We start from the raw sequence: 25,349 nt of genomic DNA, 5'->3' as shown, positions 1-25,349 counted from the left end.
CCGCAACTGACCTGACAGGACCATTTATGAGACCTTTTCCCGCCGCCATCGCCGCCCCCATGAATTTTCTGCCCCTTGCCGTGGTGCAGCGAGCGACGGCGGCGATGCTGGCGCAGATCATGAAACGGCACCCGGCTATGTTCGGCAGGCTCGGTGAACATAGCCACAAGCGTTATGGCTTTCAGCCTGTTGATCTGCCTTTCGCCTTCATGGTCGAACCGGCGCGTCCGGCCATCACCGTCAGCCGAAAGGGCCGCCTGCCGAAGGTGGATGCGGCGGTGGAAGGGCCGCTTTTCATGCTGCTGGCGCTGATGGAGGGGCGGCAGGATGCCGATGCGCTGTTCTTTTCGCGGGATCTCAGCGTGACCGGCGACATGGAGGCGATGCTCGCGCTGCGCAATGCGCTTGATGACAGCGGCATTGATCTGCCGCGCGATCTCGGTGCCTTTGCCGGGCCTTTCGCGCCGGTGGTAACGCGCCTTGCGAACCGCCTGCGCGGCCATGTTCTATCCGAAACGCGGGGAGGTGCGGCATGGAGCTGATCTGTCCTGCGGGAACGCCCGCCGCCTTCCGCGAGGCCGTGGATGCCGGCGCGGATGCCGTTTATTGCGGCTTTCGCGATGAAACCAATGCCCGCAATTTTCCCGGCCTCAATTTTTCCCGCGAAGAGCTTGCCGAAGCCATTACCTATGCGAAGAAGCGCGGTGTGCAGACCTTCGTGGCGCTCAACACTTTCATGCGCGCCGGCAACGAGGACATCTGGTATCGCGGTGCGGCCGATGCCGTGAAGGCGGGGGCGGATGCGCTTATCCTTGCCGATTTCGGCCTGATGGCGCATGTGACGGAACATCATCCGCAACAGCGCATCCACGTCTCCGTGCAGGCCTCCGCCTCCAATGCCGACGCGGTGAATTTCCTCGTCGATGCCTTCGGCGCGAAACGTGTGGTGCTGCCGCGCACCCTGACGATCCCCGACATCGCCCGGCTGGCGCGGCAAATCCGCTGCGAGATCGAAATCTTCGTGTTCGGCGGCCTCTGCGTCATGGCGGAGGGGCGTTGCTCGCTGTCCTCCTACGCCACAGGCAAATCACCCAACATGAACGGCGTCTGCTCGCCGGCAAGCCATGTGCGTTACCGGCAGGACGGGCAGGAGCTGGTGTCGGAACTGGGCGACTACACCATCAACCGCTTTCCCGAAGGAGAGGCGGCGGGTTACCCCACCCTGTGCAAGGGCCGTTTCGAGATTGCCGATGACAAGTCCTATGCCTTCGAGGATCCGGTATCGCTTGATGTGATGGACCAGATCGATGCCTTGCGGGAAGCGGGTGTCAGCGCGCTGAAGATCGAGGGCCGCCAGCGCGGCAAGGCCTATGTGGCGGAAGTGGTTTCCACCCTGCACCGGGCGCTGGCCGCCAGCGCTGAAGAGCGGGGAAAGCTGCTCTCACGCCTGCGGCTGTTAAGCGAAGGCCAGCGCACCACCGTAGGTGCTTACGAGAAACGCTGGAGATGATGGCGATGGCAAAAACCGCAAAGGCCACATTGGCGCTCGGCCCGGTCCTTTATCTCTGGCAGGCGAGAAATGGCGCGATTTCTATTTCCGCATCGCCGATGAGGCGCCCGTCAGCCATGTCTATCTCGGTGAGACCGTCTGTTCCAAACGGTTTCATTTCACCGAACCGCATCTGGCTGAGGTGATCGAGCGGCTGGAGAGCGCCGGAAAACAGGTGATCCTCTCGACGCTTTCACTGGTGACGCTGGAGCGGGAAAGCCGCCAGCTGCGCGGCCTGATCGCCGACAGCCCCTATCCGGTCGAGGCGAACGATCTTTCCGCACTCGGCATGTTGCACGGCACCCCGCATGTCGTTGGGCCGATGGTGAATGTCTATAATGCAGCCACTGCGCGGCTTCTGGCGTCACGCGGGGCAAGCGCCATCTGCCTGCCGCCGGAACTGCCGGTCACCTCGGTGGAACGCATCGTGGCGGAGACGTCCGATGTGGATTTCGAAATCTTCGCCTTCGGCCGCCTGCCGCTCGCCATTTCGGCACGCTGCGCCCACGCCCGCGCCAAGGGCAACATCAAGGATAATTGCCAGTTCGTCTGCGGAGACGATCCTGATGGATTGCCGGTACGCACGCTCGACCGGCAGTCGTTTCTGGCGCTGAACGGCGTGCAGACGGTGTCGCACACCTGCCAGTCTCTGCTTGGCGAATTGCAGGATCTGGCGGCTGCCGGCATCGCCCGCTTCCGGCTATCGCCGCAGGATTGCGACATGGTGGCGGTGGCGCAGATTCACGGCGATGTTCTGGCCGGCAGGCGGGATGCGGAAGATGGCCTTGCAAGTCTCGGCAAAATCTATCCGGACGTGCCTTTTTCCAATGGTTTTCACCACGGGCAGGAAGGGGCGGCCTGGATCGCCCGGGCCCGCAACACGGCGCATGGAGCGAATCTATGACGATGAGCGGAAAGGAACAGCAGGCACCCTCAGCACCGGGCGGCACGGATATCGCGGCGGCGATCCATCTGGTGCGCAATGTCGTTCTGGAAAGCGCACTCGATTGCGGCTGCCGCGACAGGGTGCATGAGGCCCTGCGTGAGCTTGAGGATTTCGAGCGCCAGCGCAATATCGTCAAGCTTCTGGCCGCTGCCCGCGAAGAGCGGCGCAAGATCGCGCTTCTGACCGAGATGCTTTCCGATTTCGCCGAGGACGACACGGTGGATGAAGGTGTGGTCGAAACCGCAAGCCTGATGTTTCTCGATATCGCCGCCGCCGCCGCGGAAGGCTCGCGCATCCTGCGCGAGACGCTGTCACTCAGGGCAGGCGAATAGGCCTGGTTTCCGGCGCTGTTTGATCCTGCGCAAAGATCGGGCGCTTGCAAAATGTCATTTCCAGATGGTGACGCGCCTGTGGCCCCAAGGTCGGTCTTCAGCGGGCGCCACGCGCATCGGGGCGCTTTCGGCGCAAACAAGGATCAGGACCATGGCTCATCTCACCCGCCGTCAGGCGCTTTCGGCCCTTTCGAGATTGACGGTGGCGACGCTTGCCACGCCGCATATTCTGAAGGCCGACGCGCCGCTCACCTTTTATGGTCCACCCGCAGCACCTTCGGCCGTGCTTGCCCATGCGGTGAAAGGCGGGTTCATGAAGGATGTCGCGCCCGAGGCCGTCTTCAAGGCGTGGAAAACGCCGGATGAAATGCGCGCCGCCGTCGCCTCCGGCTCGATGGGGGCGGTAGTGATGCCGAGCTACGGTGCTGCCAATCTGCACAATCGCGGTCTCGGCCTTGGGCTTCTGAATGTGCTGACCACCGGTCTGCTCTATGTCGTGTCGAAGGACGAAACGCTGACGTCGCTGGAAGGTCTCTCGGGCAAAACGCTTGCTCTGCCATTCAAGAACGATATGCCCGATTTCGTCTTGCGCCGGCTGGTCGCTGAAAAAGGCTTGAAGCCCGGCGATATCAAGCTGGAATATGCCGCCTCGCCACCGGAAGCCGTGCAATTGCTGCTGACGGGGCGGGTGGATGCCGCGCTGCTGAGCGAACCGGCCGCGACCGCTGTGCTGATCAAGGCAAAGTCGTTTTTCATGACCGTTCACCGCGCCATCGACATCCAGCAGGACTGGGCGAAGGTGGCGGGCAAGCCCGAAATCCCGCAGGCCGGTCTCGCCCTGACCTCACAGGTTCAGGAAAAGCTCGGAACGGCTGGTATTGGAGCCTTGCAGACGGGCATGGAAGCGGCGCTCGCCAGCGCTATAGCCGATCCGCAAAGGGCAGCATCGGCCGCCGCCGATGCTCTTGGTTTCCCGGCGGAAATCATCGCCGCCTCTTTCCCGACGAGCCATTTGTCGGCTTTGAAGGCGAGCGTTGCACGTGCCGATCTCGAGGCATTTTACGATGAACTCGCCAAGGCGGACCCGGCCATCATCGGCGGGCGGCGGCCGGATGACGGTTTTTATCTGGTGTAGCAGACATGAACCGCATTCTTGAAAGCCTTGGCTGGACGGGCCGCTACCTCTGGGCGGGCTGGGCCGGGCTATCAGGCATTTTCTGCTTTCTTGCCGCCTGGCAGGCCGGGCATGAGATTTACGGCTCCTTCATCCTGCCCTCGCCGGGTGAGACTTTCGCGGCGATCGGGCTTCTGGCGGCGCGGCCCGATTTTTTCGCTATCCTGTCACAGAGCGCCGTCAGGGCCCTGACCGGCTTTGCCATTGCCGCCGGCATCGGCACGGTGGCGGGTGTGCTGGCCGGTTATTCCTTCGCTGCCATGCGGTTGATGAAGCCTGTCGTCACCGTCCTTCTCGGCGTGCCGCCCATCGGCTGGATCGTGCTTGCGCTGATCTGGTTCGGTTCTTCGAGCGGCACGGCCATCATGACCGTGGTGATCGCCTCCGCCCCCGTTTCCTTCGCCGGCGCGCTGGAAGGTGTCGCCAAGCGGGACCGGCAGCTGGAGGTGATGGCGCAGGCTTTCGGCGCTCCATGGTTTTACCGCCTGCGCACCGTCACCATGCCGCATGTTCTCTCCTATCTTTTCCCGGCCTGGACGACGACGGCCGGAAGCGCCTGGAAGGTGACCGTCATGGCCGAGCTTTTGTCGAATTCCGGCGGCATCGGCGGCGAACTGGCCACTGCACGGGCGCTGTTCGATATCGCGCAGGTCAGCGCCTGGCTCACCATCACGGTCGGCCTTGCACTGCTGACCGATTACGGCCTGCTGCATTTGCTGCGCGAAGCGCTGGAACGCTGGCGCGCCGCCGGGCTGCCTTGGGGTGTCAAACGATGAGCGACCATTTTGCCCTCAGTTTCGAACAGGTCGGCCATGCCTTCCTCGGCCGCAGCCTGTTCGAGAATTTCGATTTGAGCATCGCGCCGGGGGACACCGTGGCGCTGCTTGGCCCCTCCGGCAGCGGCAAGACGACGATTTTACAGATCGCGGCGGGCATCATCGATCCCGTGCGCGGCCGTGTGCACCGCCTATATCGCCGGCAGGGTCTGGTGTTTCAGGAGCCGCGACTGCTGCCGTGGATGACATTGATCGACAATATCGCCTACGGCCTTGCGGCTGCCGGCATGCCGAAACGGGCGCGGCGTGAAAGGGCAGGACATTTTGCGCTGGAAGTCGGTTTGGAAGAGACGGATTTCGGCAAATATCCGGTCGAGCTTTCCGGCGGTATGCGCCAGCGCGCCGGTGTGGCGCGGGCGCTCGCCGTGGAACCGGACATGCTGTTTCTGGACGAGCCCTTCAGCGCCGTCGATGTCGGCCTGCGCCGTCATCTGCAGGAGCTTCTGGTGGCCGCCGCCCGTAGGCGCGGTTTCTCCACGCTTCTCGTGACGCATGACCTTCATGAGGCGCTGCTGGTGGCCGACAGGCTGATCGTGCTCTCCGGCGTCGATGGCCGCGTCATCGCCGTGCATACGCCCGCCGGTTCGCCGGGCCGACGCATGGCACGCGCGGTTTTCGAGGAGGCGGAATTGCTGGCCGAAAGCCCGGCCTTTGCCGAATTGTTTTCGGCACGGGAGCGGGTGAGATGAGGTCGCCACCGATCCTTTCCGAAGCCCTGCGGCTGTTTTTCCCGCTTGCTGCTCTCCATGGCGCGGTCTGGCCATTCCTCTGGATCGTCATCGGCAGCTATGTCCTGCCTTTCGCCGATGCCGTGCCGCCATCGCAATGGCATGCGCATGAAATGATTTTCGGTACCTATGCCATGGCGCTTGCCGGTTTCCTTGGTTCGGCAGTTCCTGAGTGGACAGATACCAAGGCGGCTTCGGGCCGCACACTTCTTGTTCTCGCCGGCCTCTGGCTGCCGGGTCGCCTGATCGGTTTTGCGGGGGCCGATGCCTGGAGCCTGCCGGCGGGCCTTTTCGATCTGACCTTTCTACTGGCGCTTTCCGCCCTTATCGGCACGGCGATGCTGGCACGGCGCACGGTGAAACATCTGGCTTTCCTCATCTGGCTTCTTCTGTTCACGGCGGCGGAAGCGGCTGTGCGTTATGCCTGGTGGAGCGGTGATACCGACCGAGCATCCCGCTGTCTGGAGGCGGCGCTGTGCATATTCATCGTGCTGTTTTCACTGTCCGCCACGCGTATCAATGTCGTCGTCCTTAATCTGGCGCTCGATCCAACCGGAGAGACGACCCCTTATCGGCCGCATCCCGGCCGCCAGCACATGGCGGGCGCCATGGTGACGCTTTATATGGCGGCGAAACTTTTCTTTCCGCAAAGCGACGTCTGCGCCTGGCTGGCGCTTGCGGCCGGGGCCGCGTTTTTCGACCGGCTGGCCGAATGGTTCATCGGCCGCGCTGCCTTCAAGGCCGAGGTTTTGCTGCTCGGCTTCGGCAATGCCTTCGCCGGCGCGGGGTTTCTGGCGCTTGGGGCGACACGGCTCGGGTTTTCCGTCACGCCCGCCGCCGGGTTGCATCTCCTGTCAGTGGGGGCGCTTGGCTGCGCCGTCATGGCCGTCTTCATCATTGCCGGGCTCAGGCATACGGGACGCAGTCTGGCGCATATGCCATGGCAGGCGCATGCCGCGGCCGGGCTGATGGTGATGGCCGGACTGATCCGCGTCCTGCCCGAGTTCGATGTCGCCGCGATCCTGTCGCCCTATCATCACGGCCTCAGTGCAATAGTGTGGGCTTTGAGTTTCGGCGTCTGGCTACAGGGCTTTCTGCCCTTCATGCGTGCGCCGGGCACGGACGAGGCGGGGGCATGCGGATGAGTGATCTCTCGCGGCGCTGGCGGCAGGGCGCTCACCCTTTCCGCCTCCGATGTTTATTTTTTCGGCAAAAGCCCAATATGAAATCAGTGACTTAGGTGGGCGGTATTGATGAATGTTATTTCTGATAAATAACCAATAAAATCAAGTGGTTGAATATTTCCGTCTTTTAACCGATGATGACTCGAACCGAATAGGAAACGCGAATATGCCTAAAATAGTCGCGCCCCATAATGCCGATGAAAAGCCGGGCCGGACGAGGGAACTTGTGACCTTTGCCGTTCTGGCCTTCGGAATCTGGCCCATACTGGCGGTTGGATTTGTCGGGGCCTATGGCTTCATCGTCTGGATGTTCCAGATCATTTACGGCCCGCCGGGGCCTCCCGGTCATTGAGGGCGGAATGATGATGGAAGCCTCTCTCAGCCGGCGCGATTTCCTGCGCGGCGGACAAAAACAAAAACCGCGTATCTGTCCCCCCGGGGTCGTGTTGAGCGACCTCGCCGCCTGCAGCGGTTGCGCAAAATGCGTCGAAACCTGTCCCACCGGCATCATCGCCATGGCAGACGGTTTGCCTTCGGTGGACTTCTCAGTCGGGGAATGCACCTTTTGCGGCAAATGCGCGCAAGTCTGTCCCGAGCCGGTTTTCGCCACCCCTGCGGCGCAGCGCTTCGGTCATGTCATGGCCATTGGTGAGGGCTGTCTCGCTTTCGGCAATATCGATTGTCAGGCGTGCCGCGATGCCTGCCCGACCGAGGCGATCCGGTTTCGTCCGCGCCGCGGCGGCCCCTTCGTGCCTGAACTTTCGCAAGATGCCTGCACGGGCTGCGGCGCCTGTGTGTCCGTTTGTCCCGCCAGTGTGATCGAGATCAAGGATAGAGCCACGGAGATGCAATATGCCTGAAAATACAGGCCGGTATCATGTCTCAAGCGCTGTCGTGGCGGTGATGCCGCAGATGCGGGACGCCGTTTTCGCAACGCTTTTGACGCTCGACAATGTCGAGGTTCATGGCGAGGGCAACGGCAAGATCGTCATCGTCATAGACGGCACGAGCACCGGCATGCTGGGCGATACGCTCACTTATATTTCGACACTCGACGGTGTGATTGCCGCCAATATGGTTTTCGAACACGTCGATACAGAGGAGACGAGCGGCGATGAGCAGCGAACTGACGCGGCGTGATCTATTGAAGGCGCATGCCGCCGGCATTGCGGCGGCAACGGCGGGCATTGCGCTGCCGGCCGCCGCCCAGCCGGTGCCGGGTGGCGTTTCCGCATTGCAGATCAAGTGGTCCAAGGCGCCCTGTCGGTTCTGCGGCACGGGCTGTGGCGTCATGGTCGGCGTCAAGGAAGGCAAGGTGGTTGCCACCCATGGTGACATGCAGGCGGAGGTCAATCGTGGCCTCAACTGCATCAAGGGCTATTTCCTGTCCAAGATCATGTATGGCAAGGACCGCCTTGAGACCCCGCTGCTGCGCAAGAAAAACGGTGTTTACGCCAAGGATGGCGAGTTCGAACCGGTCAGCTGGGACGAGGCCTTCGATGTGATGGCTGAGCAGTGCAAGCGCGTGCTGAAGGAAAAGGGACCGACGGCCGTCGGCATGTTCGGCTCCGGCCAATGGACGATCTTCGAGGGTTATGCCGCGACCAAGCTGATGCGCGCCGGTTTCCGTTCCAACAATCTCGACCCCAATGCCCGCCACTGCATGGCGTCGGCCGCTTACGCCTTCATGCGCACCTTCGGCATGGACGAGCCGATGGGCTGCTACGACGATTTCGAACATGCCGATGCCTTCGTGCTCTGGGGTTCGAACATGGCGGAGATGCACCCCATCCTGTGGACGCGCATCGCCGACCGGCGTCTGGGTTTCGACCATGTGAGGGTGGCGGTGCTTTCGACCTTCACCCATCGCAGCATGGATCTCGCCGATATCCCCATGGTCTTCAAGCCGGGCACGGATCTCGTCATCCTCAATTACATTGCCAACCACATCATCAAGACCGGGCGTGTCAACGAAGACTTCGTGAAGAACCACACGAAATTCGTGCGCGGTGTCACCGATATCGGATATGGCCTGCGGCCCGACAATCCGGTGGAGGTGAATGCCGCCAATTCCGCCGATCCGACCAAGACGGAAGCGATCGATTTCGAGACTTTCAAGGAATTCGTCTCTGAATACACGCTGGAAAAGACCGCCGCCATGACCGGGGTGGAGGCCGGTTTCCTGGAGGAACTGGCCGAGCTTTATGCCGACCCGAAACGCAAGGTCATGTCGCTCTGGACCATGGGTTTCAACCAGCACGTCCGCGGCGTCTGGGCCAACCAGATGGTCTACAACATCCATCTGCTGACCGGAAAGATTTCCGAACCCGGCAACAGCCCGTTCTCGCTCACCGGCCAGCCCTCGGCCTGCGGCACGGCGCGTGAAGTGGGAACCTTTGCCCACCGCCTGCCGGCCGACATGACGGTGACCAACCCGGAACACCGCAAACATGCCGAAGAAATCTGGCGCATACCGCACGGCATCATCCCGGAAAAGCCGGGTTACCACGCCGTGCAGCAGGACCGCATGCTGCATGACGGCAAGCTGAATTTCTACTGGGTGCAGGTCAACAACAACGTTCAGGCCGGCCCCAACACCAAAAACGAGACCTATCAGGGCTATCGTAACCCGGAAAACTTCATCGTGGTCTCGGACGCCTATCCGACCATTACCGCCATGAGCGCCGATCTCATCCTGCCCGCCGCGATGTGGGTGGAAAAGGAAGGGGCCTATGGCAATGCCGAGCGGCGCACCCATGTCTGGCACCAGCTGGTGGAGGCCTCGGGCGAGGCGCGCTCCGACCTCTGGCAGCTGGTGGAGTTCTCCAAGCGTTTCACCACCGACGAGGTATGGCCGGCGGAAATACTCGACGCCAATCCCGCCTATCGTGGCAAGACGCTTTACGAGGTGCTCTACAAGGACAGCGATGTCGGCAAATTCCCGCTGAGCGAGATCAACGCGGATTACCAGAACCAGGAATCCAGTGATTTCGGCTTCTATCTGCAGAAGGGCCTGTTCGAGGAATATGCCGCTTTCGGGCGCGGCCACGGCCACGATCTGGCGCCTTACGATGCCTATCACGAGGTGCGCGGCATGCGCTGGCCTGTCGTCGACGGCAAGGAGACTTTGTGGCGTTACCGCGAGGGGTACGACCCCTATGTCAAACCGGGTGAGGGCGTGAAGTTCTACGGCAACAAGGACGGCAAGGCGGTCATCATCGCCGTGCCCTACGAGCCGCCGGCGGAATCTCCCGATGAGGAATTCGATACCTGGCTGGTGACGGGGCGTGTGCTGGAGCACTGGCATTCCGGTTCCATGACCATGCGCGTGCCGGAACTATACAAGGCCTTTCCCGGCGCCCGCTGTTTCATGAATGCCGACGATGCGCGCAAGCGCGGGCTGAACCAGGGCGCGGAAATCCGCATCGTCTCGCGCCGTGGCGAAATCCGCTCCCGCGTGGAAACGCGCGGCCGCAACCGCATGCCGCCCGGCGTTATCTTCGTTCCCTGGTTCGACGCCAGCCAGCTGATCAACAAGGTGACCCTCGACGCAACCGATCCCATCTCCAAGCAGACGGATTTCAAGAAATGCGCAGTCAAGATAGAGCCAGTCGCATGATCAGGAAACACGGATGGATCGCCGCCACGCTTCTGGTCGTGGCTCTTGCGACGGGGGCCGTTGCGCAGATGGTGCCGGAACTGTCCGGCCCGCGCGGCGACGCCATGAAGACCGAGCCGGCGAAACCCCTGCCGAAATGGGTGATCGACGATTTCAGGCGCATGCGCGCCTATCCCGAACAGCCGCCGGTCATCCCGCATTCGATCGACGGCTACCAGCTTTCGGTCAATGCCAATCGCTGTCTCTCCTGTCACAAGCGCGAATTCACGCAGGATTCCGGTGCGCCGATGATCAGCGTCACCCATTATATGACGCGCGAAGGCCAGATGCTGGCGGATGTTTCGCCGCGCCGTTATTTCTGCACCGCCTGCCATGTGCCGCAGGCCGATACGCGACCGCTCGTGCCCAATACGTTCGAGGATATGAGCACGATGGGCGTGAAACCGGCGGGTAGCGAATGATGATCGCCCGTGTGAAAAAACTTCTCGCCTGGCTCTGGGCGGTCCTGACGACGCCGGCGGGCACGCTCAGCCTCGCTTTCCTGACGCTTGGCGGCTTTGTTGGCGGGGTCATGTTCTGGGGCGCCTTCAACACCGCGCTGGAAATGACCAACAAGGAAGCCTTCTGCATTTCCTGCCACGAAATGCGCGCCAATGTTTATGAGGAACTGACGCGGACGGTGCATTTCTCCAACCGTTCCGGCGTGCGCGCTTCCTGTCCGGATTGCCATGTGCCGCATGAGTGGACCGATAAGATCGCTCGCAAGATGCAGGCTTCCAAGGAAGTCTGGGGCAAGATTTTCGGCACCATCGACACCCGCAAGAAATTCCTCGACAAGCGGCTGGAGCTTGCCCAGCACGAATGGTCGCGCCTGAAGGCCAATGACAGCCTGGAATGCCGCAACTGCCATTCCTCCGCCGCCATGGACTTCACCAAACAGACCCAGCGCGCCGCCGATATCCATTCCAAATATCTGCTAACGGGCAAGGCCACCTGCATCGATTGCCACAAGGGCATCGCCCATGAATTGCCGAACATGGAAGGCATCGACCCCGGCTGGAAAATGCCGCCGGCGCTCAACGATGAGCCGGGACAGACGGCGTCGGCGGTCGATGATCTGCGGCGGGCGATGAGCGATGTGCACCGGAACGTGTTCTGAGATGAGGTGCGGGCCTTGGCAGGCGGGGCTCAGGCCCGCCCGGCCTCCTCGATGAACCTGCGCAGCAACGGCAGATGCCGCCTTTCGGCGAGACAGACGGCATATTCGTCGATCAGTTCACGGGCGTCGCCCAGGGGAACGAAGGACAGGCGCGCATCGTGGCCGAATTCCAGATCGGCCACCACACCACATCCCACGCCATTGGCGATTGCTTCCCGCACGCCCTCCCTGGACGAGATTTCGATGACCGGCTGGATGGTAATGCCGTGATCGGCGAGGTTTTTCTCGAAGATTTCACGCGTGCGCGAGCCGCGCTCCCGCATAACGAAGGACAGGCCCTCCAGTTCGGCCATGAGAACGGTCTGGCGCGCAGCCAGCGGATGAGAGACAGGCACGCATAACCCAAGTCGCATGCTGAGGAATTTGACGCCGTAAAGGCGGGGATCATCGGGCGCGCGGGCGGTGATGGCGACGTCAGCCCGGTAGTCGATGATCTGCTCTACCACCCGCGCCGAATTGTCGACCGAAAGAGAAAAGGTCAGCTGCGGCCGCTCTGCCTTCAGCCGCGAAAGAATGGGAAGCGGCAGGATGGGGCCATCGGCCGCAACACGCAGGTGCCCGCCCGCAAAGCCCGTATCGCCGCGCAGGAAGGCCTTGGCCTCCTTTTCCGCCTGGAACAGCCGGGCTGTGATTTCGAACAGGCGCTCGCCCTGCGGGCTGAGGCGCACCCCGCGCGGTTTTCTTTCCAGAAGGTTCACGCCGCTGATGGCCTCCAGCTCCCGCACATGGGCCGAAAGGGTGGATTGGCTTATCGCCATGTCCCGCGCGGCCTGGGAAAAGCCGCCCGATTGCGCGACGATGTGAAAGGCCTTCAGCTGCGTGGTCGACATGGGGTCCTGTTCTGCCGCCGGCCGACATGAAAGGTGCCGGTGCGACACAACTATCGGCGAAAATGCTGACAGCCCAATGACGTGTGCGGGAGGACTTCGTTAACCCCGCTGCAAAACCGATGGAGGACATCGGAAATCGCTATGGCGCGTTTACGATTTGTTAGGAATTCGTCATCGGGGCGTTAGTCCCGGTCTCTAATCGTGCCGCCATGGCCTCCGGGCCGCTCCTTTTCACGTTAAAGAGGCCAAAAAGATGACGACACCTCAAAATTCGATCGCCAATCCCATCGAATCTTCCTCCGATTGGCTGCTGACCGTTCCGCGTCTGTCGCAGCAGCAGGGCATTCTCGTTTCGCCGAACGGCAACGGCATGGCGACGTCCTACAGCCTCGTCTACGATGTTTATTTCCCGAAGAACGGCTCCTCCGGCTGGATGCCCTTTCTGCAGACGGACCTCACCAACATCAGCGACGGCGATATTTTCGGCAAGGTCGGCGGTGACAGCTACGGTGTCGGCATCAGCGGCAATTATCGCGGCGCAGCCAAGCTGGACGCCTGGAACCGTATCGGTCTGACGATCGAAACGGACGCCAATGGCGCGGTTTCGATGAAGAAATACATTAACGGCGAATTCGTCGCCAACCAGAAGATCGATGACGGCGCGGCTCGCTTCACCATCGACACGGCCAGGGGCTTCCTGATTTTCGCCGATGAAGATGGCGAGACCTCTCCGTCCTATCTCAGTAATTTCCTCTTCATCCAGAAAGTGCTGACGAACGACGAAATGTCCTATCTCGGCGCACCCAAGACTTCCGGCATTCTGCCGGACCAGTTCAAGCAGGAGGCCGAAAAACTCGGCGGTCTCGAAGTCCGCTTCGCCGAGGGTTCCGCCAAACCGGTCGTGGGAACCGGCACGATCACCGGCCGGGATACGACCCTTGAAATCACGACTGCGGCAAAGGCCGGCATTCCCGCCATCGGTGAAAAGCCGGCTGTCGATCCGGCCGCCGTCATCAGGACATCGGCGATCCAGGACATGATGGTGACGCCCGACGCGGCGAATGTGACGATTGACCTCTCGAAGCATTTTGCCGGAGAAAACCTGACCTTCACCGTTCAAAACAGCAAGAACGAGACCGTCAGCGCCGTGCTGACCGGCGGCAACAAGCTGACGCTCGACTTTGCCGCCTTCGGCCATTCCGATATCCGCGTGACGGCCACCGACAGCGCCGGCAAGAGCGCAACCGACGACTTCCGCGTGCGCGTGGCCGGACCGAACGCCTATACGATCGCCGTGGTGCCGGATACGCAGGACTATACCTATCTGCCCAATGGCGACAAAACGCTGAACGGCATGTTCGACTGGCTGGTGAAAAATTCCGAGGCGCTCAACATCCGCTTCGTGACGCAGGTCGGCGACGTGACGCAGAACAACACTGCTGACGAATGGGTCATCGCCAAGGCGGCATACAGCAAGCTGGACGGCAAGATACCCTACGCCATGGTGCCGGGAAACCATGACCAGGGCCTTGGCGCGAAGAATTATACCTCGCTGATCACGGACAGTTTCTCGCCGGATTACCTTCGGAAAAATTCGACGCTGGGCGGGGTTTACGACCAGGAGCCGAACGAAACGAAAAACGCCTGGTACACCTTTACGGGCGCAGACAATACGAAATGGATCGTGCTGACGCTTGAATTCGGCGCCCGGGACGATGTCTTGCGCTGGGCCGGCGAGGTTCTCGCCGCCAATGTCGAATACCGTGCCATCGTCACGACCCATCACTACACCAATATGGCCAATCGTGCCGACAACTACTCCCACCGTCTCTTCGGCGAAGGCACCGGCAAGAATTATGGCATCGGCACCAACCCCGCCAATGCCAATGACGGCGAGGACATGTGGCAGAAGCTGATCTCGAAACATCCGAATGTCAGCTTTGTCTTCTCCGGCCATGTTTTCGGTGACGGCGCCGAAACCGTCGTGGCGCTGAACGATGCGGGCAAGCCCGTCTATCAGATGCTCGTCAACTATCAGGACGGCGTGGCGACGGAAGTCACGGGTAACGGCGACGCCTCGCGCGGCGGCAATGGCGGCAACGGTGCGATCCGGCTGGTCACCATCGATCCCGATAATAACACGGTCATGACCAGCACCTATCTCTCGGCGCTTGACGAATATCTCACCGGTTCGCGTGGGGATTCCGTGCCTTCGCGCGACGGCAAAGGCGCCGAAGCCCAAACGGCCAACGTCGAAATCCAGGCCGTGACGTTCAGCCAGGAAAATATTGACGGCGTGGCCAGCGGCATCATCACCGCCCCGAAGTTCAATCCTCTGAACGGGCTCAAGCTGACCCCCGGCTTCACGCCCAGCAATGGCGGCTCGACCTTCGACAATTACACCATTGTCATGGATGTCAGGCTGCCGAAGGACGGAGGCGGTCTGGCCTCGATCTTCCAGAGCGATCTTTCCAACAAGACCGATGGCGATCTGTGGCTTAACTATCGCGGTACGACGGCGCTGATCGGCACGGACAATCGCGATGAAGGCGCGGTGCCGCTGGATGCCTGGACACGTATCGTGATCGCGGTCGAACGCAATCCGGCGGGCGGTTACACGCTCCACAAATATGCCGATGGCAAGCTGATGGGCAGCCAGCCGGTCGGCGCCACCTATGACATCAGCGCCGCAGGTTTCCTGCTGTTTGCCGATGACAGCGCTGAAACGGCGGCATTCTCCATGTCGTCGGTCGCCTTCCTCGAAAAGACATTGTCGGCGGGCGAAGTCTCGGCGCTTGGCAAGGTAACGGCACAGGGTCCGTTCCCGTCTGAGGTTCCGGGCACGAAAATGGTGCAGTTCGATTTCTCCAACGGCACCATGTCGCCGACGGTCGGCTCCGGCACCCTGTCGCAAAATATCGGCGGCGATCCGCGCATTCAGCCCGTCGTCTTCGGTCAGGAGACCGTCGGCGATGCGGCGAGCGGCATCATCACCGCGCCGCAGTTCGATGGTCGCAACGGCCTGAAGGTCACCCCCGGATTCAACCCGAAAAATGGCGGTTCGACCTTCGACAATTACAGCATCGTCATGGATGTGAAGCTGCCGAAGGATGGCGCTTCCCTGGCGTCGATCTTCCAGAGCGACCTCTCCAACGTCACCGACGGCGATCTGTGGTTGAACTATCGCGGCGCGACGGCACTGATCGGCACCGATAACCGCGATGAAGGGGCGGTGCCGCTCGATGTCTGGACGCGTATCGTCATTTCGGTCGAGCGCAATCCGGCCGGCGGCTACACGCTCCACAAATATGCCGACGGCAAGCTGATGGGCAGCCAGCCGGTCGGCGCCACCTATGACATCGGTTCCTCCGGCTTCCTGCTGTTTGCCGATAACGACAAGGAAACCGCGCCCTTCTCGCTATCCTCCGTGGCGTTCCTCGAAAAAACACTGTCTTCCGCCGAAGTGGCAGCACTTGGAACGGTCACGTCCAAGGGTCCGTTCCAGTCCACGCTCTCCGGCGTCAACATGGTTCAGTTCGACTTTTCCAGCGGCACCTTCGCGCCAAGCTTTGGCACCGGGTCCCTGTCCCAGAAGATCGGCACGGAATCGTCCGTTCAACTGACGGGCGCCTATCGCGAGCATCAGGAAACCATAACCGGCGTCGATCTTGGAACACCGGACGTTCAGTTTGTCGCCCGCGCCGGCAACGACCAGACCGTGACGGCGGCGACCGGCCTGCAGAAGATCAAGCTCGTCGCGGCCAATGTCGACAAGCTCGGCCAGATTGCGAGCGTCGAGTGGTTGAATGAAAATGGCGAGATCGTCGGCCGCGGAACCAATGTCGAGGTCGAACTCGGTGGTGGCGTCCACCGGATGACGCTCGTTGCCCGCTCCGACAAGGGCGTCGTCAGCACAGACGACGTCAAGATCGCCGTCAAGACCTCCGCCACGCTGCTTCACGACAATTTCGACGATGGCAATGCAAATGGCTGGTCCGATGCCGGTGCAAAATGGCAGGTTGTCGGTTCGGCAACGGGCCGACAGGCTGACGCAAATGCGACGATCGCCGCACCGGAAGGCGCCTTGCGTGCCTATCGCGATGCCGACGGCCTCAAGCTGTGGCAGGGTGAAGGCTCGCGCGGCTGGAGCGGATATACGCTGTCGGCAACCATCCTGTCGGAAGACAACAAGCCGTTCGGTCTGGTGGCCTATTACACCGACCCGCAAAACTACTACCTGCTGTCCTTCGACATCGCTTCGAACAGGCGCGAGCTCGTCAAGATGCGTGACGGCGTGAGGACGGTGCTGGCCAGCGAACAGGCCGGTGCGCCCTTCGACCGCGATGGCGCGGTCAAGCTGGCGATCGACGGCGGCCGCCTTTTCGCCTCGCTTGACGGCGAGGTACTGTTCGGTGGCGTCGTTGAAGACAGGGCCTCGCCGCTTTCGGGTGGAAGCGTCGGTCTCTGGGCCAATCAAACCAAGCAGGTCTTCTTTGACGATATCTTCGTTGAAAAGGGTGCCTTCGCCGTCGATGCCGGCCGTTCGATAAGGCTGGTCGACGGTGATGGCGATGGCAAGGTTGCCGTCGACCTCGTTGCATCCGCGAAAATCGGTGCAAGCGAGGCGGCACGGTTTGTCTGGTCCGAACAGGGTGCCAAGCTCGCGGACGGCGCAAAGAGCCGCGTCGAACTCAGCCAGGGCACACATCTGGTTCGCGTCGATATGACCGATGCCGGCCGCAACGCCTCCGATACGGTCACGGTTGAAATCATCGCCGCGAAGAATGTCCTCCTCAGCACCTCCTTTGCCGATGGCAAGGCGGCAAACTTCCGCTTCGTCGATGAAGGAGAACTGGGTGCTGCCGCCAAGTGGGACGTCGTCAACGGCGCTCTTGTCCAGAGCGCCAATCGCTACAGCCGCGAACTGGGCGGCAATGGCGATACCGCGCCGACCGCTGAGTGGAACCTCAGCTGGAGCGCGCTGGGAGATGGCATCTATGCCCTGCGCAAGGGAACCTACGCACTTTACGAGGGCGCGGGTTCTGACGAGTGGAGCGACTATTCCGTTGAGACCGGTTTTGTGACCCAGTCCGGCGCGGTGGGTCTTCTGCTGCACTACCGCAACGATGGAAACTATATCAAGTTCGAGATCGACAACCGCACTGGCCTTTCCCAGCTGTTTTCGATGAAGGACGGCATCGAACAGACCCTCTGGCAGGGGCCGGCCGTTTACAAGGTTGCGGCCGCGAACACGCTGCGCGCCGATATTGTGGATGATCGCCTGCAGGTCTGGCTGAACGGCGAAGCCCTGTTCACGAAGGCGATCGGTATCGATGGCCCGGGCAAGGGCACCTTCGGCCTTTATAACTGGCGCGCCGGCCAGGGTGTCGCCTTTGACGATGTCCTCGTTACGCTGCCGAGCGGCAAGGCGGTTACGATACCGGAGGCCGGCCAGATCACCGGCACCAGCGGCAATGATATGCTGATCGGCAGCCCGGCTGATGAGACAATGTTCGGCAATGACGGCAATGACGAGCTGCAGGGCTTTGGCGGCAACGACCGGCTGGATGGCGGCGCGGGTGACGATGCTCTGGCGGGCGGTGCGGGCAATGACGCGCTTTCCGGCAGCGGCGGCAATGACGCGCTTTGGGGTGACGCCGGTAACGACATGATTGCCGGCGGGTTCGGTGACGATTTCATCGAAGGCGGCAAGGGCAATGACCTCTTGATCGGCGGCGATGGCTCGGACAGATATCGTTATGGACGCGGCGACGGTTCCGACGACATCGTCGAGCTGGCCTCGGCGTCTGGCGCAATCGACCGGCTCTCGTTGCACGACATCGCCAGAAGCGAGGCGGTGCTGCGCAAATACGGCCAGTCCGTCGAAATCGAACTGGCCGATGGCGAGAAGCTGACGCTGCGCAATCAGCTCGCCGATGGCGGCATCGAAAGGCTATCCTTTGCCGATGGTACGGTTTTGAACCGTGACGATATCCTCAAGGGTCTCGTCAATCGCGGCCCTGCTGCGGCGAATGACCGGCTTGCGGCGGTGAACGAGGACGCGCCGTCCTTCATCATCTCCTTCGCCACCCTGCTCGGCAATGACCGTGATGCCGATCTCGATGGCCTGACGGTCACCGGCGTCTCGGCGCCGGTCGGCGGCACGGCGGTGCTGGAAGAAGCCGGTATCCGCTTTACGCTCGCGGCCGATTTTAACGGCGAGGCGGCTTTCCGTTACAGCATCGCCGATGGTCGCGGCGGTTCCAGCGAAGCGACGGCCGCCTTCACGGTCAAGCCGGTCAACGATGCACCCGTCGTCTCTGCAGCCACTGCCGGGACGGATGAGGACAAGGCCGTCAGCGGCAGGATCGTCGCCTCCGATGTCGACGGTGACAGACTTACCTTCGCCCTGAAGGGCGACGCCGCCAACGGCACTGCCCGGATTAACGCGGAAACCGGTGAGTGGACCTATACGCCCCGTGAAAACGTCAACGGAACCGGCAGCTTCACTGTCCTCGTTTCCGACGGCATGGGCGGGGTGAGCGAAACCACGGTCACCATCGCCATCAAGCCGGTCAACGACGCGCCGGTCGCGGTCGCCGATGCGGTCGTCGTGGGCGAGAAGGACAGGGGCGTTTTCGATCTCGTGGCCAATGACACCGATATCGAGGGCGATCGCCTGACGCTCACTAGCGTTGCGGTGACGGCCGTGGCCGGCCTCGCTTTGACGAAGGAGCAGGCGGCAGCCGCCTTCTCCGTGGTGGAAGGGAAACTCGTGGTCGATCCGTCTTCCGCCTTTGCAAAGCTGGAAGACCATGAGCAGGCGACGGTTACGCTCACCTATACGGTGCGCGACGCCAATGGCGGCGAATCGACGGGCACAACCACCGTCACGGTGGATGGTTACACCGAATACAACATTGTTGAAGGCAGCGATGGCGACGACGTGCTGATCGCAACCGACGGCAAGGATATGGTTGACGGTGGTGATGGCGATGACCGGCTGTCTGCCGGTGGCGGCCATGACATGGTGGATGCCGGTGACGGCAATGACCGGGTGATTGCCGGTGAAGGCAGCGACGATGTCTATGGCGGCGCCGGTAATGACGTGCTGATGGGCGGCGCGGGTAACGACGTGCTTTACGGGGGCTCCGGCAATGACGAGCTGGGCGGCGGCTCAGGCCATGACGTTCTGGCCGGTGGCTCCGGCAATGATGTCCTGACCGGCGGCAGCGGTGTGGATACCTTCGTCTTCGCGGCCGGCGCGGGCCGGGATGTGGTGACGGACTTCCAGGTCGGTTTGGATTTCGTCCGGCTCTCCAAGGATGTCTTCGCCGATTATCAGGCGTTCATTGCCTCCGGCGCCTTTACCGACGGTGAAAATGGTGCGCAGATCGCGCTCAAGGACGGATCGACCATCACCTTTGACGGCGTGAAGACCGAACAATTCGTCATCGACGACTTCCGCTTCGCCTGAGCCATAGAGGGCGCATCCTCCGGGATGCGCCCTTTTTCGTTCGCGGGCGGCCGTCACCGGCGATGTCATCGCCGGTTGCTGCCGCCACGATCTCAACGGGTAGTAAAATGCGTTATCATTCCGCCAACAATAATGTTCGCCAGATCAAGGGCGTCTTCGCCGGCTGCGTCACCGCCTTCATCGGCATCGGCCTGCTGAGTGCGCTGGTCAATATTCTTTATCTCACCGGCTCGCTGTTCATGATGGAGGTCTATGACCGCGTGCTGCCGAGCCGCAGCCTGCCGACGCTCTTGGCCCTCTTCGCCATCGTCGCGGTGCTTTATGCGTTTCAGGGGCTGTTCGACGCCATACGCGGGCGTTTGCTGGTGCGTATCTCCGATCGTCTCGACCAGGTACTGTCCTCCAGGGTGTATGATGCGGTGATCGGCCTGCAATTGCGCCTGCCTGTCAGCGGCCGTCAGGCGCAGCCGCTTCGGGATCTCGACACGATCCGCTCGTTCCTGTCGGGAAGCGGGCCCACGGCGCTGTTCGATCTGCCCTGGCTGCCTTTTTACATCGCCATCTGCTTCGCTTTCCATTTCTGGCTCGGCATCACGGCACTTGCGGGCGCCGCCATTCTCACGGTGTTCACGCTGTTGACGGAGCTGGTGTCCAAGCGTCCCGTGGAAGAGGCAGCGCAGCATGCATCCAGACGCAACCGGCTGATTGAAGCGACCCGCCGCAATGCCGATATCATCGCCGTCATGGGCATGGCGACGCCGCTGCGGGATCGCTGGCAGACGGATAATCGCGCTTATGCTCGCGAGCAGCGCTCCGCAAGCGATATCGCCTCCGGTTTCGGCGTGGCGAGCAAGGTGCTGCGCATGCTGCTGCAATCCGGCATTCTGGCCGTCGGGGCCTGGCTGGTCATCAATGAGCAGGCAACGCCCGGCATCATCATCGCCGGTTCCATCCTGTCGGCGCGGGCGCTTGCGCCGGTTGATCTCGCCATTGCCAACTGGAAGGGTTTCATTGCCGCGCGGCAAAGCCGTCGCCGGCTCGAAAAAACTTTGGCGCTGCTGCCGGATGCGGCCATGCGTATGGATCTGCCCGCGCCGCAGGCCCTTTTGTCCGTCGAGCGTGTCAGCGCCATTCCGCCGGAGACGGCCGAGCCGGTCTTGCAGGATGTCGCCTTTACGCTCGCGGCTGGAAGCGGCCTCGGCGTTATCGGGGCGAGCGGTTCGGGCAAGAGTTCGCTGGCGCGGCTGCTCGTCGGTCTCTGGCGGCCGCTCAAAGGCTCCATCCGGCTGGACGGTGCAACGCTGGACCAATGGCCGGCGGAGGCACTGGCACGCCATATCGGCTACATGCCGCAGACGATCGAGTTGCTGGACGGCACCATCGCTGAAAACATCGCCTCCTTCGATCGGGCGGCGAGTTCGGAAAAGATCATCGCGGCGGCGCGTGCGGCGCGCATCCACGATCTCGTCGTCAGCCTGCCGGACGGCTATTCCACCGAAGTGGGTGAAACCGGTCGGCAATTATCGGCCGGGCAGAAGCAGCGGATCGCACTTGCAAGAGCGCTCTATGGCGACCCCTTCCTCGTCGTGCTCGACGAGCCGAATTCCAATCTCGATTCCGAGGGTGAGGATGCGCTGACGGCGGCCATTCTCGGTATTCGCGAGCGTGGTGGCGTGGCTGTCATCATCGCCCACCGCCCGAGCGCGCTTCTGGCCGTGGACAAGGTGCTGATGCTTGCCGACGGGCGCCAGCAGGCTTTCGGCCCCAAGGAAGAGGTGCTCGCCAAAGTGCTGCGCCCGGTCGGCGCTAGCGCCGGTGCTCTCAAGGTCGTGCAGGCCGCTGAAGCTGGAAAGGTATGAAAATGGATGAATGGCAGACACTCCGACGCTCTATCCGCAATCACCTCTTCGTTGGCGGGCTGGGCTTTCTGACCCTGACCGGCGTTTTCGGCGGTTGGGCCGTCGGCACCGAGATTGTCGGCGCGGTGATCGCGCAAGGCTCTCTGGTGGTGGAAACCAGCCTGAAAAAAGTCCAGCATCCGGTGGGCGGCGTGGTCAGCGAACTGATGGTGCGGGACGGAGACCGTGTAAAGGCGGGAGACGTGGTCATGCGTATCGATGCGACGATGACCAAGGCCAATCTCGCCATCATCGTCAAAAGCCTCGATCAATTCACCGCCCGCAAGGCGCGGCTGGAGAGCGAGCGTGACCGGGCTGGCCGGGTGGTTTTTCCGCACGCATTGTCAGATCGGGCCGGCGATGCCGAGGTTCTGGCGATGATGAATGCCGAACAGCTTCTTTATGAAAATCGCAAGGCCGTCCGCGAAAGCAAAAAACGCCAGCTCGAACAGCGCGTGCGGCAGCTTCGCGATGAGATAAGCGGCATGGAGGCCGAGCGCGCGGCGAATTTCCGCGAACAGGGCATGGTCGATGAGGAGCTCACCCGCTTTCGCTCGCTACATGAAAGGGGCCTGATGGAAAAAAGCCGGCTCAGCACCTTGGAGCGTCAGGCGACGGATATCGAAGGCGATATCGGTCGGCTGATGGCCGGCATTGCCGGAGTTGAGGCGAAAATCAGCGAAACCGCGCTGCAAATCCTGCAGATCGACGAACAATGGTCGGAAGAGGTGGGGTCCGATCTGCGCGAAATGGATGCCCGTATCGGCGAATATGTCGAGCGTCGGGTGGCGGCCGAAGACCAGTTGAAACGTGTCGATATTCTCGCGCCGCAGGATGGGGTGGTGCATCAATTGTCAGTGCACACCGTCGGCGGTGTTGTCGCGCCTGGCGAACAGATCATGATGATCGTGCCTGAAGTCGACAAGCTGGTGGTGGAGGCCAAGGTCGCGCCGCAGGATATCGACCAGATCTATTACGGGCAAGCGACGAATCTGCGGTTTTCCGCCTTCAATCAGAAGACGACGCCGGAAATCACCGGAACGGTGGAGCGTATTTCGGCCGACGTGACGGTGGATCAGCGAACGGGCACCAGCTATTACCTCGTGCGTGTCGCAACCTCACAGGAACAGATAAAGCGACTGGGCGAATTCAGCCTCATGCCCGGCATGCCGGTGGAAGCCTTCATCACGACAGGCGAAAGAAGCGTATTGTCGTATTTTCTGAAACCGCTGCTCGATCAGGCAAACCGCACCTTCCGCGAAGCCTGAGCGGCAGGCGGCCCGATGGGTTGCGGAAGGCAATAGCAGGGTCATCCATGCAAAACGTCGTGCGTCGTCAGGCGCACGGCGTTGCACTGTTTTACAAGGCGCGCGGAAATCTTCTTCCGCCCTTCCGCTCCCGAGCCGGTATTCAGCCATGGCGCGTTTGCGCCGTAAAAGGGTCTCTCACGATCCATGATTGGGCCATGCAAGATACTGGATCAGGTTCGGGCGTAACCAAGTGTGGATGCGCCAATTCGCAAAAGCACGCTTTTCGGAACTTGGCAAAACGCCGCATGTCCTTTCGGGCACGCGGCGTTTTATCGTGAAACCGGATCGTGATTTCCATCGCGATCCGGTGCCGTTTATGCCGATGCCTCAGCCGATCTTCACATTGTCGTCGCGCTTGATGGCGATGACCGCCGAGCGCGGCAGCTTGCCTTCGCCATCCGGGAAGGGGGCGTCGGGGTGCTGGATGCCGACAAAGTGGGTGCGCTTGTCGCCGGACCAGGTCTGGCCGGTGACTTCGGAACCCTTCGGCGCGGTCAGGAAGCGCTCGATGCGGCCGGTGGCCGGGTCGCCCGCCAGCATCTGGTTGTTGCCCTGGCCGGCGAAGGCGCCTTCATTGCTGTCCTCACCGTCGGTCTGGATCCAGAGCAGGCCGGTCGAGTCGAACATCATGCCATCAGGCGAGTTGAACATGTTGCCTTCGTTGATGTTCGAAGAACCGGCATAGGCGTCTTTGTGAACGGAGGGGTTGCCGGCCATGCAGAACAGGTCCCACTTGAACTTGCCGTCCGCATGGTCGTCATTTTCCGGATACCAGCGCACGATCTGGCCGTATTCGTTCTTTTCGCGCGGGTTGGCGGCATTGATCGCCATGGCGTCGCCGCCGGCATTGGCGCGCAGCTTGCCATCCTTCATTTCGCCGCGGCGGCTGTTGTTGGTCAGCGCGCAATAGGCTTCGATGGCGACCGGGTTGATGGCAACCCATTCCGGACGGTCCATGGTCGTTGCACCGACCTTGGAAGCGGCCTGACGGGTGAAGACGCAGATTTCGTCGATCTTCATGCCCGTCGTTTCCGGCGTCAGGGCCAGCCATTCGCCGGCGCCGTCATCCGAGAACTTGGCGACGAAGAGGGTGCCTTCGTCGAGCAGCTTCGAGGTGTCGCCGCCCGGCACGTAAATGCCGTTGGAGACGAATTTATAGAGGAATTCGCCACGCTCGTCGTCACCCATGTAAACGACGACACGGCCGTCACGGGCGATGACCACGGCGGCGTTTTCATGCTTGATGCGGCCAAGCGCGGTGCGCTTGATCGGAGTGGAGGAAGCGTCCGAAGGATCGATCTCGACCACGTAACCGGCACGGCGCGGTTCGTTGGGGTTCTTGGCGACGTCGAAACGCTCGTCGAACTTCTCATAGGCATAACGCGTTTCGGCGACGATGCCGTAGCGCTTGTAGTCGTCAGGCAGCTTGAAGGCGGCGTCGGTGGTGCCGAAATAGCCGTTGAAGTTTTCTTCGCAGGTGAGGTAGGTGCCCCACGGCGTGCGGCCGGCGCCGCAATTGTTGAAGGTTCCAAGACAGTCGACACCCTTTGGGTCGGCGGCGGTCTTGACGAGATCGGAGCCGGCGGCCGGGCCGGAAAGCTTCATCGGCGTATTGTGGTGAATACGGCGGTTGAAGGGGCTGTCGAGAACGATTTTCCAGCCGTCCTTGTCTTCCGCGACTTCCATGACGGTGACGCCCTGCATGTTCTGCAGGATTTTTACGTCGTCGGCCGTCTTCGGGTTGCCCTTTTCAGCGTGCGGCAGGTTGATTTCCGGGTTGACATATTCATGGTTGACGGCGATCAGCTGGTGGCTGCCGACCACGAAGAGTTCCATGCCGTCGGTGTTTTCGCCGAAGACCTTGTCTGAGTTTTCAACGCTGACGCCCTTGGCGGGGTCGAGATCGGGAACGTTGGAGAACAGCGGCTGGCCCCATTTCGCCAGCGGCTTCCAGTTATAGCCTTCCGGCACATGGATGGTGTGGTCGGTGGCAGCCGCCACCGGCTTGAAGGGGAAGCGGCCGGCAGCGGCTTCCTGCGCCTCGGCCGAGGTGCTGACCATCAGGTTGCCGAGCGTGCCCATGGCGGCAGCCGCCGAGCCGAAGGCAAGCGCGCCACCGAGGAAACCGCGGCGGGAAATCGCGCTTTCGACAACGCGGTCGAAATCGGTTTCGGCCGGCGGCGGGTTTTGCAGTTCGTCCCACTCGTCCCAGGACAGCTTGCTGGTATCGATGTCGCTCATGTCGTA

The 25,349-nt window shown here is 61.8% G+C and carries 18 protein-coding genes and 1 pseudogene; 17 read left to right on the top strand and 2 right to left on the bottom strand.

What is annotated here, in order from left to right; all coding sequences use genetic code 11:
* The first annotated feature begins 26 nt into the window (after positions 1–26).
* The 14 genes and pseudogenes from ACIQUH_RS09620 to ACIQUH_RS09555 all read left to right on the top strand — a co-directional run bounded on the left by ACIQUH_RS09620 (position 27) and on the right by ACIQUH_RS09555 (position 11,527).
* A complete protein-coding gene (locus tag ACIQUH_RS09620; protein WP_400814189.1) occupies positions 27–542 on the top strand; it encodes an SCP2 domain-containing protein in 516 nt (171 codons plus the stop codon).
* Positions 533–1,510 carry a peptidase U32 family protein gene (locus ACIQUH_RS09615; protein ID WP_400814187.1) on the top strand — a complete coding sequence of 326 codons (978 nt, stop codon included), beginning with the start codon at positions 533–535 and terminating at the stop codon, positions 1,508–1,510. The genes ACIQUH_RS09620 and ACIQUH_RS09615 overlap by 10 nt, the downstream gene beginning before the upstream one ends.
* Positions 1,511–1,515: 5 nt before the next feature.
* Positions 1,516–2,453 (top strand): annotated as a pseudogene (locus ACIQUH_RS09610) (U32 family peptidase).
* Positions 2,450–2,827 carry a hypothetical protein gene (locus ACIQUH_RS09605; RefSeq protein ID WP_400814185.1) on the top strand — a complete coding sequence of 126 codons (378 nt, stop codon included), beginning with the start codon at positions 2,450–2,452 and terminating at the stop codon, positions 2,825–2,827. The pseudogene ACIQUH_RS09610 and the gene ACIQUH_RS09605 overlap by 4 nt, the downstream one beginning before the upstream one ends.
* A gap of 151 nt (positions 2,828–2,978) precedes the next feature.
* Complete coding sequence (locus tag ACIQUH_RS09600) at positions 2,979–3,962, top strand: ABC transporter substrate-binding protein (RefSeq protein WP_400814183.1); 984 nt, start codon at positions 2,979–2,981, stop codon at positions 3,960–3,962.
* A 5-nt stretch (positions 3,963–3,967) separates the two neighbouring features.
* Positions 3,968–4,777 (top strand): ABC transporter permease, encoded by an 810-nt coding sequence (locus ACIQUH_RS09595; protein ID WP_400814181.1) that lies wholly within the window; start codon positions 3,968–3,970, stop codon positions 4,775–4,777.
* Complete coding sequence (locus tag ACIQUH_RS09590; RefSeq protein ID WP_400814179.1) at positions 4,774–5,526, top strand: ATP-binding cassette domain-containing protein; 753 nt, start codon at positions 4,774–4,776, stop codon at positions 5,524–5,526. Before ACIQUH_RS09595 ends, ACIQUH_RS09590 begins: the two co-directional genes overlap by 4 nt.
* The gene (locus ACIQUH_RS09585; RefSeq protein ID WP_400814176.1) at positions 5,523–6,710 is read left to right on the top strand and encodes an NnrS family protein; all 1,188 of its coding nucleotides are present in this window, start codon (positions 5,523–5,525) and stop codon (positions 6,708–6,710) included. Before ACIQUH_RS09590 ends, ACIQUH_RS09585 begins: the two co-directional genes overlap by 4 nt.
* A gap of 205 nt (positions 6,711–6,915) precedes the next feature.
* A complete protein-coding gene (gene napE, locus ACIQUH_RS09580) occupies positions 6,916–7,101 on the top strand; it encodes a periplasmic nitrate reductase, NapE protein (RefSeq protein WP_400814174.1) in 186 nt (61 codons plus the stop codon).
* Between the two features lie 7 nt (positions 7,102–7,108).
* Entirely contained in the window at positions 7,109–7,609 is a 501-nt protein-coding gene (locus tag ACIQUH_RS09575; RefSeq protein WP_400814171.1) for a ferredoxin-type protein NapF, read from the top strand.
* On the top strand, positions 7,602–7,889 hold the full coding sequence (locus ACIQUH_RS09570; RefSeq protein ID WP_196379684.1) for a chaperone NapD: 288 nt from the start codon (positions 7,602–7,604) through the stop codon (positions 7,887–7,889). The genes ACIQUH_RS09575 and ACIQUH_RS09570 overlap by 8 nt, the downstream gene beginning before the upstream one ends.
* A complete protein-coding gene (gene napA, locus ACIQUH_RS09565) occupies positions 7,864–10,368 on the top strand; it encodes a periplasmic nitrate reductase subunit alpha (protein ID WP_400814168.1) in 2,505 nt (834 codons plus the stop codon). The genes ACIQUH_RS09570 and napA overlap by 26 nt, the downstream gene beginning before the upstream one ends.
* Positions 10,338–10,829 carry a nitrate reductase cytochrome c-type subunit gene (locus tag ACIQUH_RS09560; RefSeq protein WP_010973823.1) on the top strand — a complete coding sequence of 164 codons (492 nt, stop codon included), beginning with the start codon at positions 10,338–10,340 and terminating at the stop codon, positions 10,827–10,829. Before napA ends, ACIQUH_RS09560 begins: the two co-directional genes overlap by 31 nt.
* A gap of 2 nt (positions 10,830–10,831) precedes the next feature.
* Positions 10,832–11,527, top strand: a complete 696-nt coding sequence (locus ACIQUH_RS09555) for a cytochrome c3 family protein (protein WP_269747854.1) — start codon at positions 10,832–10,834, stop codon at positions 11,525–11,527.
* A gap of 29 nt (positions 11,528–11,556) precedes the next feature.
* Here the strand turns inward: ACIQUH_RS09555 and ACIQUH_RS09550 are convergent, their stop codons facing one another.
* Positions 11,557–12,417 carry a LysR substrate-binding domain-containing protein gene (locus ACIQUH_RS09550; protein ID WP_400814163.1) on the bottom strand — a complete coding sequence of 287 codons (861 nt, stop codon included), beginning with the start codon at positions 12,415–12,417 and terminating at the stop codon, positions 11,557–11,559.
* A gap of 253 nt (positions 12,418–12,670) precedes the next feature.
* On the opposite strand from ACIQUH_RS09550, the gene ACIQUH_RS09545 reads away from it, so the two are divergent.
* The 3 genes from ACIQUH_RS09545 to ACIQUH_RS09535 all read left to right on the top strand — a co-directional run bounded on the left by ACIQUH_RS09545 (position 12,671) and on the right by ACIQUH_RS09535 (position 23,060).
* A complete protein-coding gene (locus ACIQUH_RS09545) occupies positions 12,671–19,894 on the top strand; it encodes an Ig-like domain-containing protein (RefSeq protein ID WP_400814161.1) in 7,224 nt (2,407 codons plus the stop codon).
* Positions 19,895–20,001: 107 nt separating this feature from the next.
* Positions 20,002–21,753 carry a type I secretion system permease/ATPase gene (locus ACIQUH_RS09540; protein WP_400814158.1) on the top strand — a complete coding sequence of 584 codons (1,752 nt, stop codon included), beginning with the start codon at positions 20,002–20,004 and terminating at the stop codon, positions 21,751–21,753.
* 2 nt (positions 21,754–21,755) lie between these two features.
* The gene (locus ACIQUH_RS09535) at positions 21,756–23,060 is read left to right on the top strand and encodes an HlyD family type I secretion periplasmic adaptor subunit (protein WP_400814156.1); all 1,305 of its coding nucleotides are present in this window, start codon (positions 21,756–21,758) and stop codon (positions 23,058–23,060) included.
* Positions 23,061–23,429: 369 nt separating this feature from the next.
* Here the strand turns inward: ACIQUH_RS09535 and ACIQUH_RS09530 are convergent, their stop codons facing one another.
* Positions 23,430–25,343: a PhoX family protein gene (locus ACIQUH_RS09530; RefSeq protein ID WP_400814154.1), complete on the bottom strand. Its 1,914-nt coding sequence runs from the start codon at positions 25,341–25,343 to the stop codon at positions 23,430–23,432.
* Positions 25,344–25,349: the final 6 nt, after the last annotated feature.

Origin of the sequence: Agrobacterium sp. NPDC090283 (assembly GCF_044769685.1) — a bacterium.
Classification (GTDB): Bacteria; Pseudomonadota; Alphaproteobacteria; order Rhizobiales; family Rhizobiaceae; genus Agrobacterium.
The sequence above is the reverse complement of the archived record's forward strand: the minus strand, read 5'-3'. Positions and strand labels throughout refer to the sequence as shown.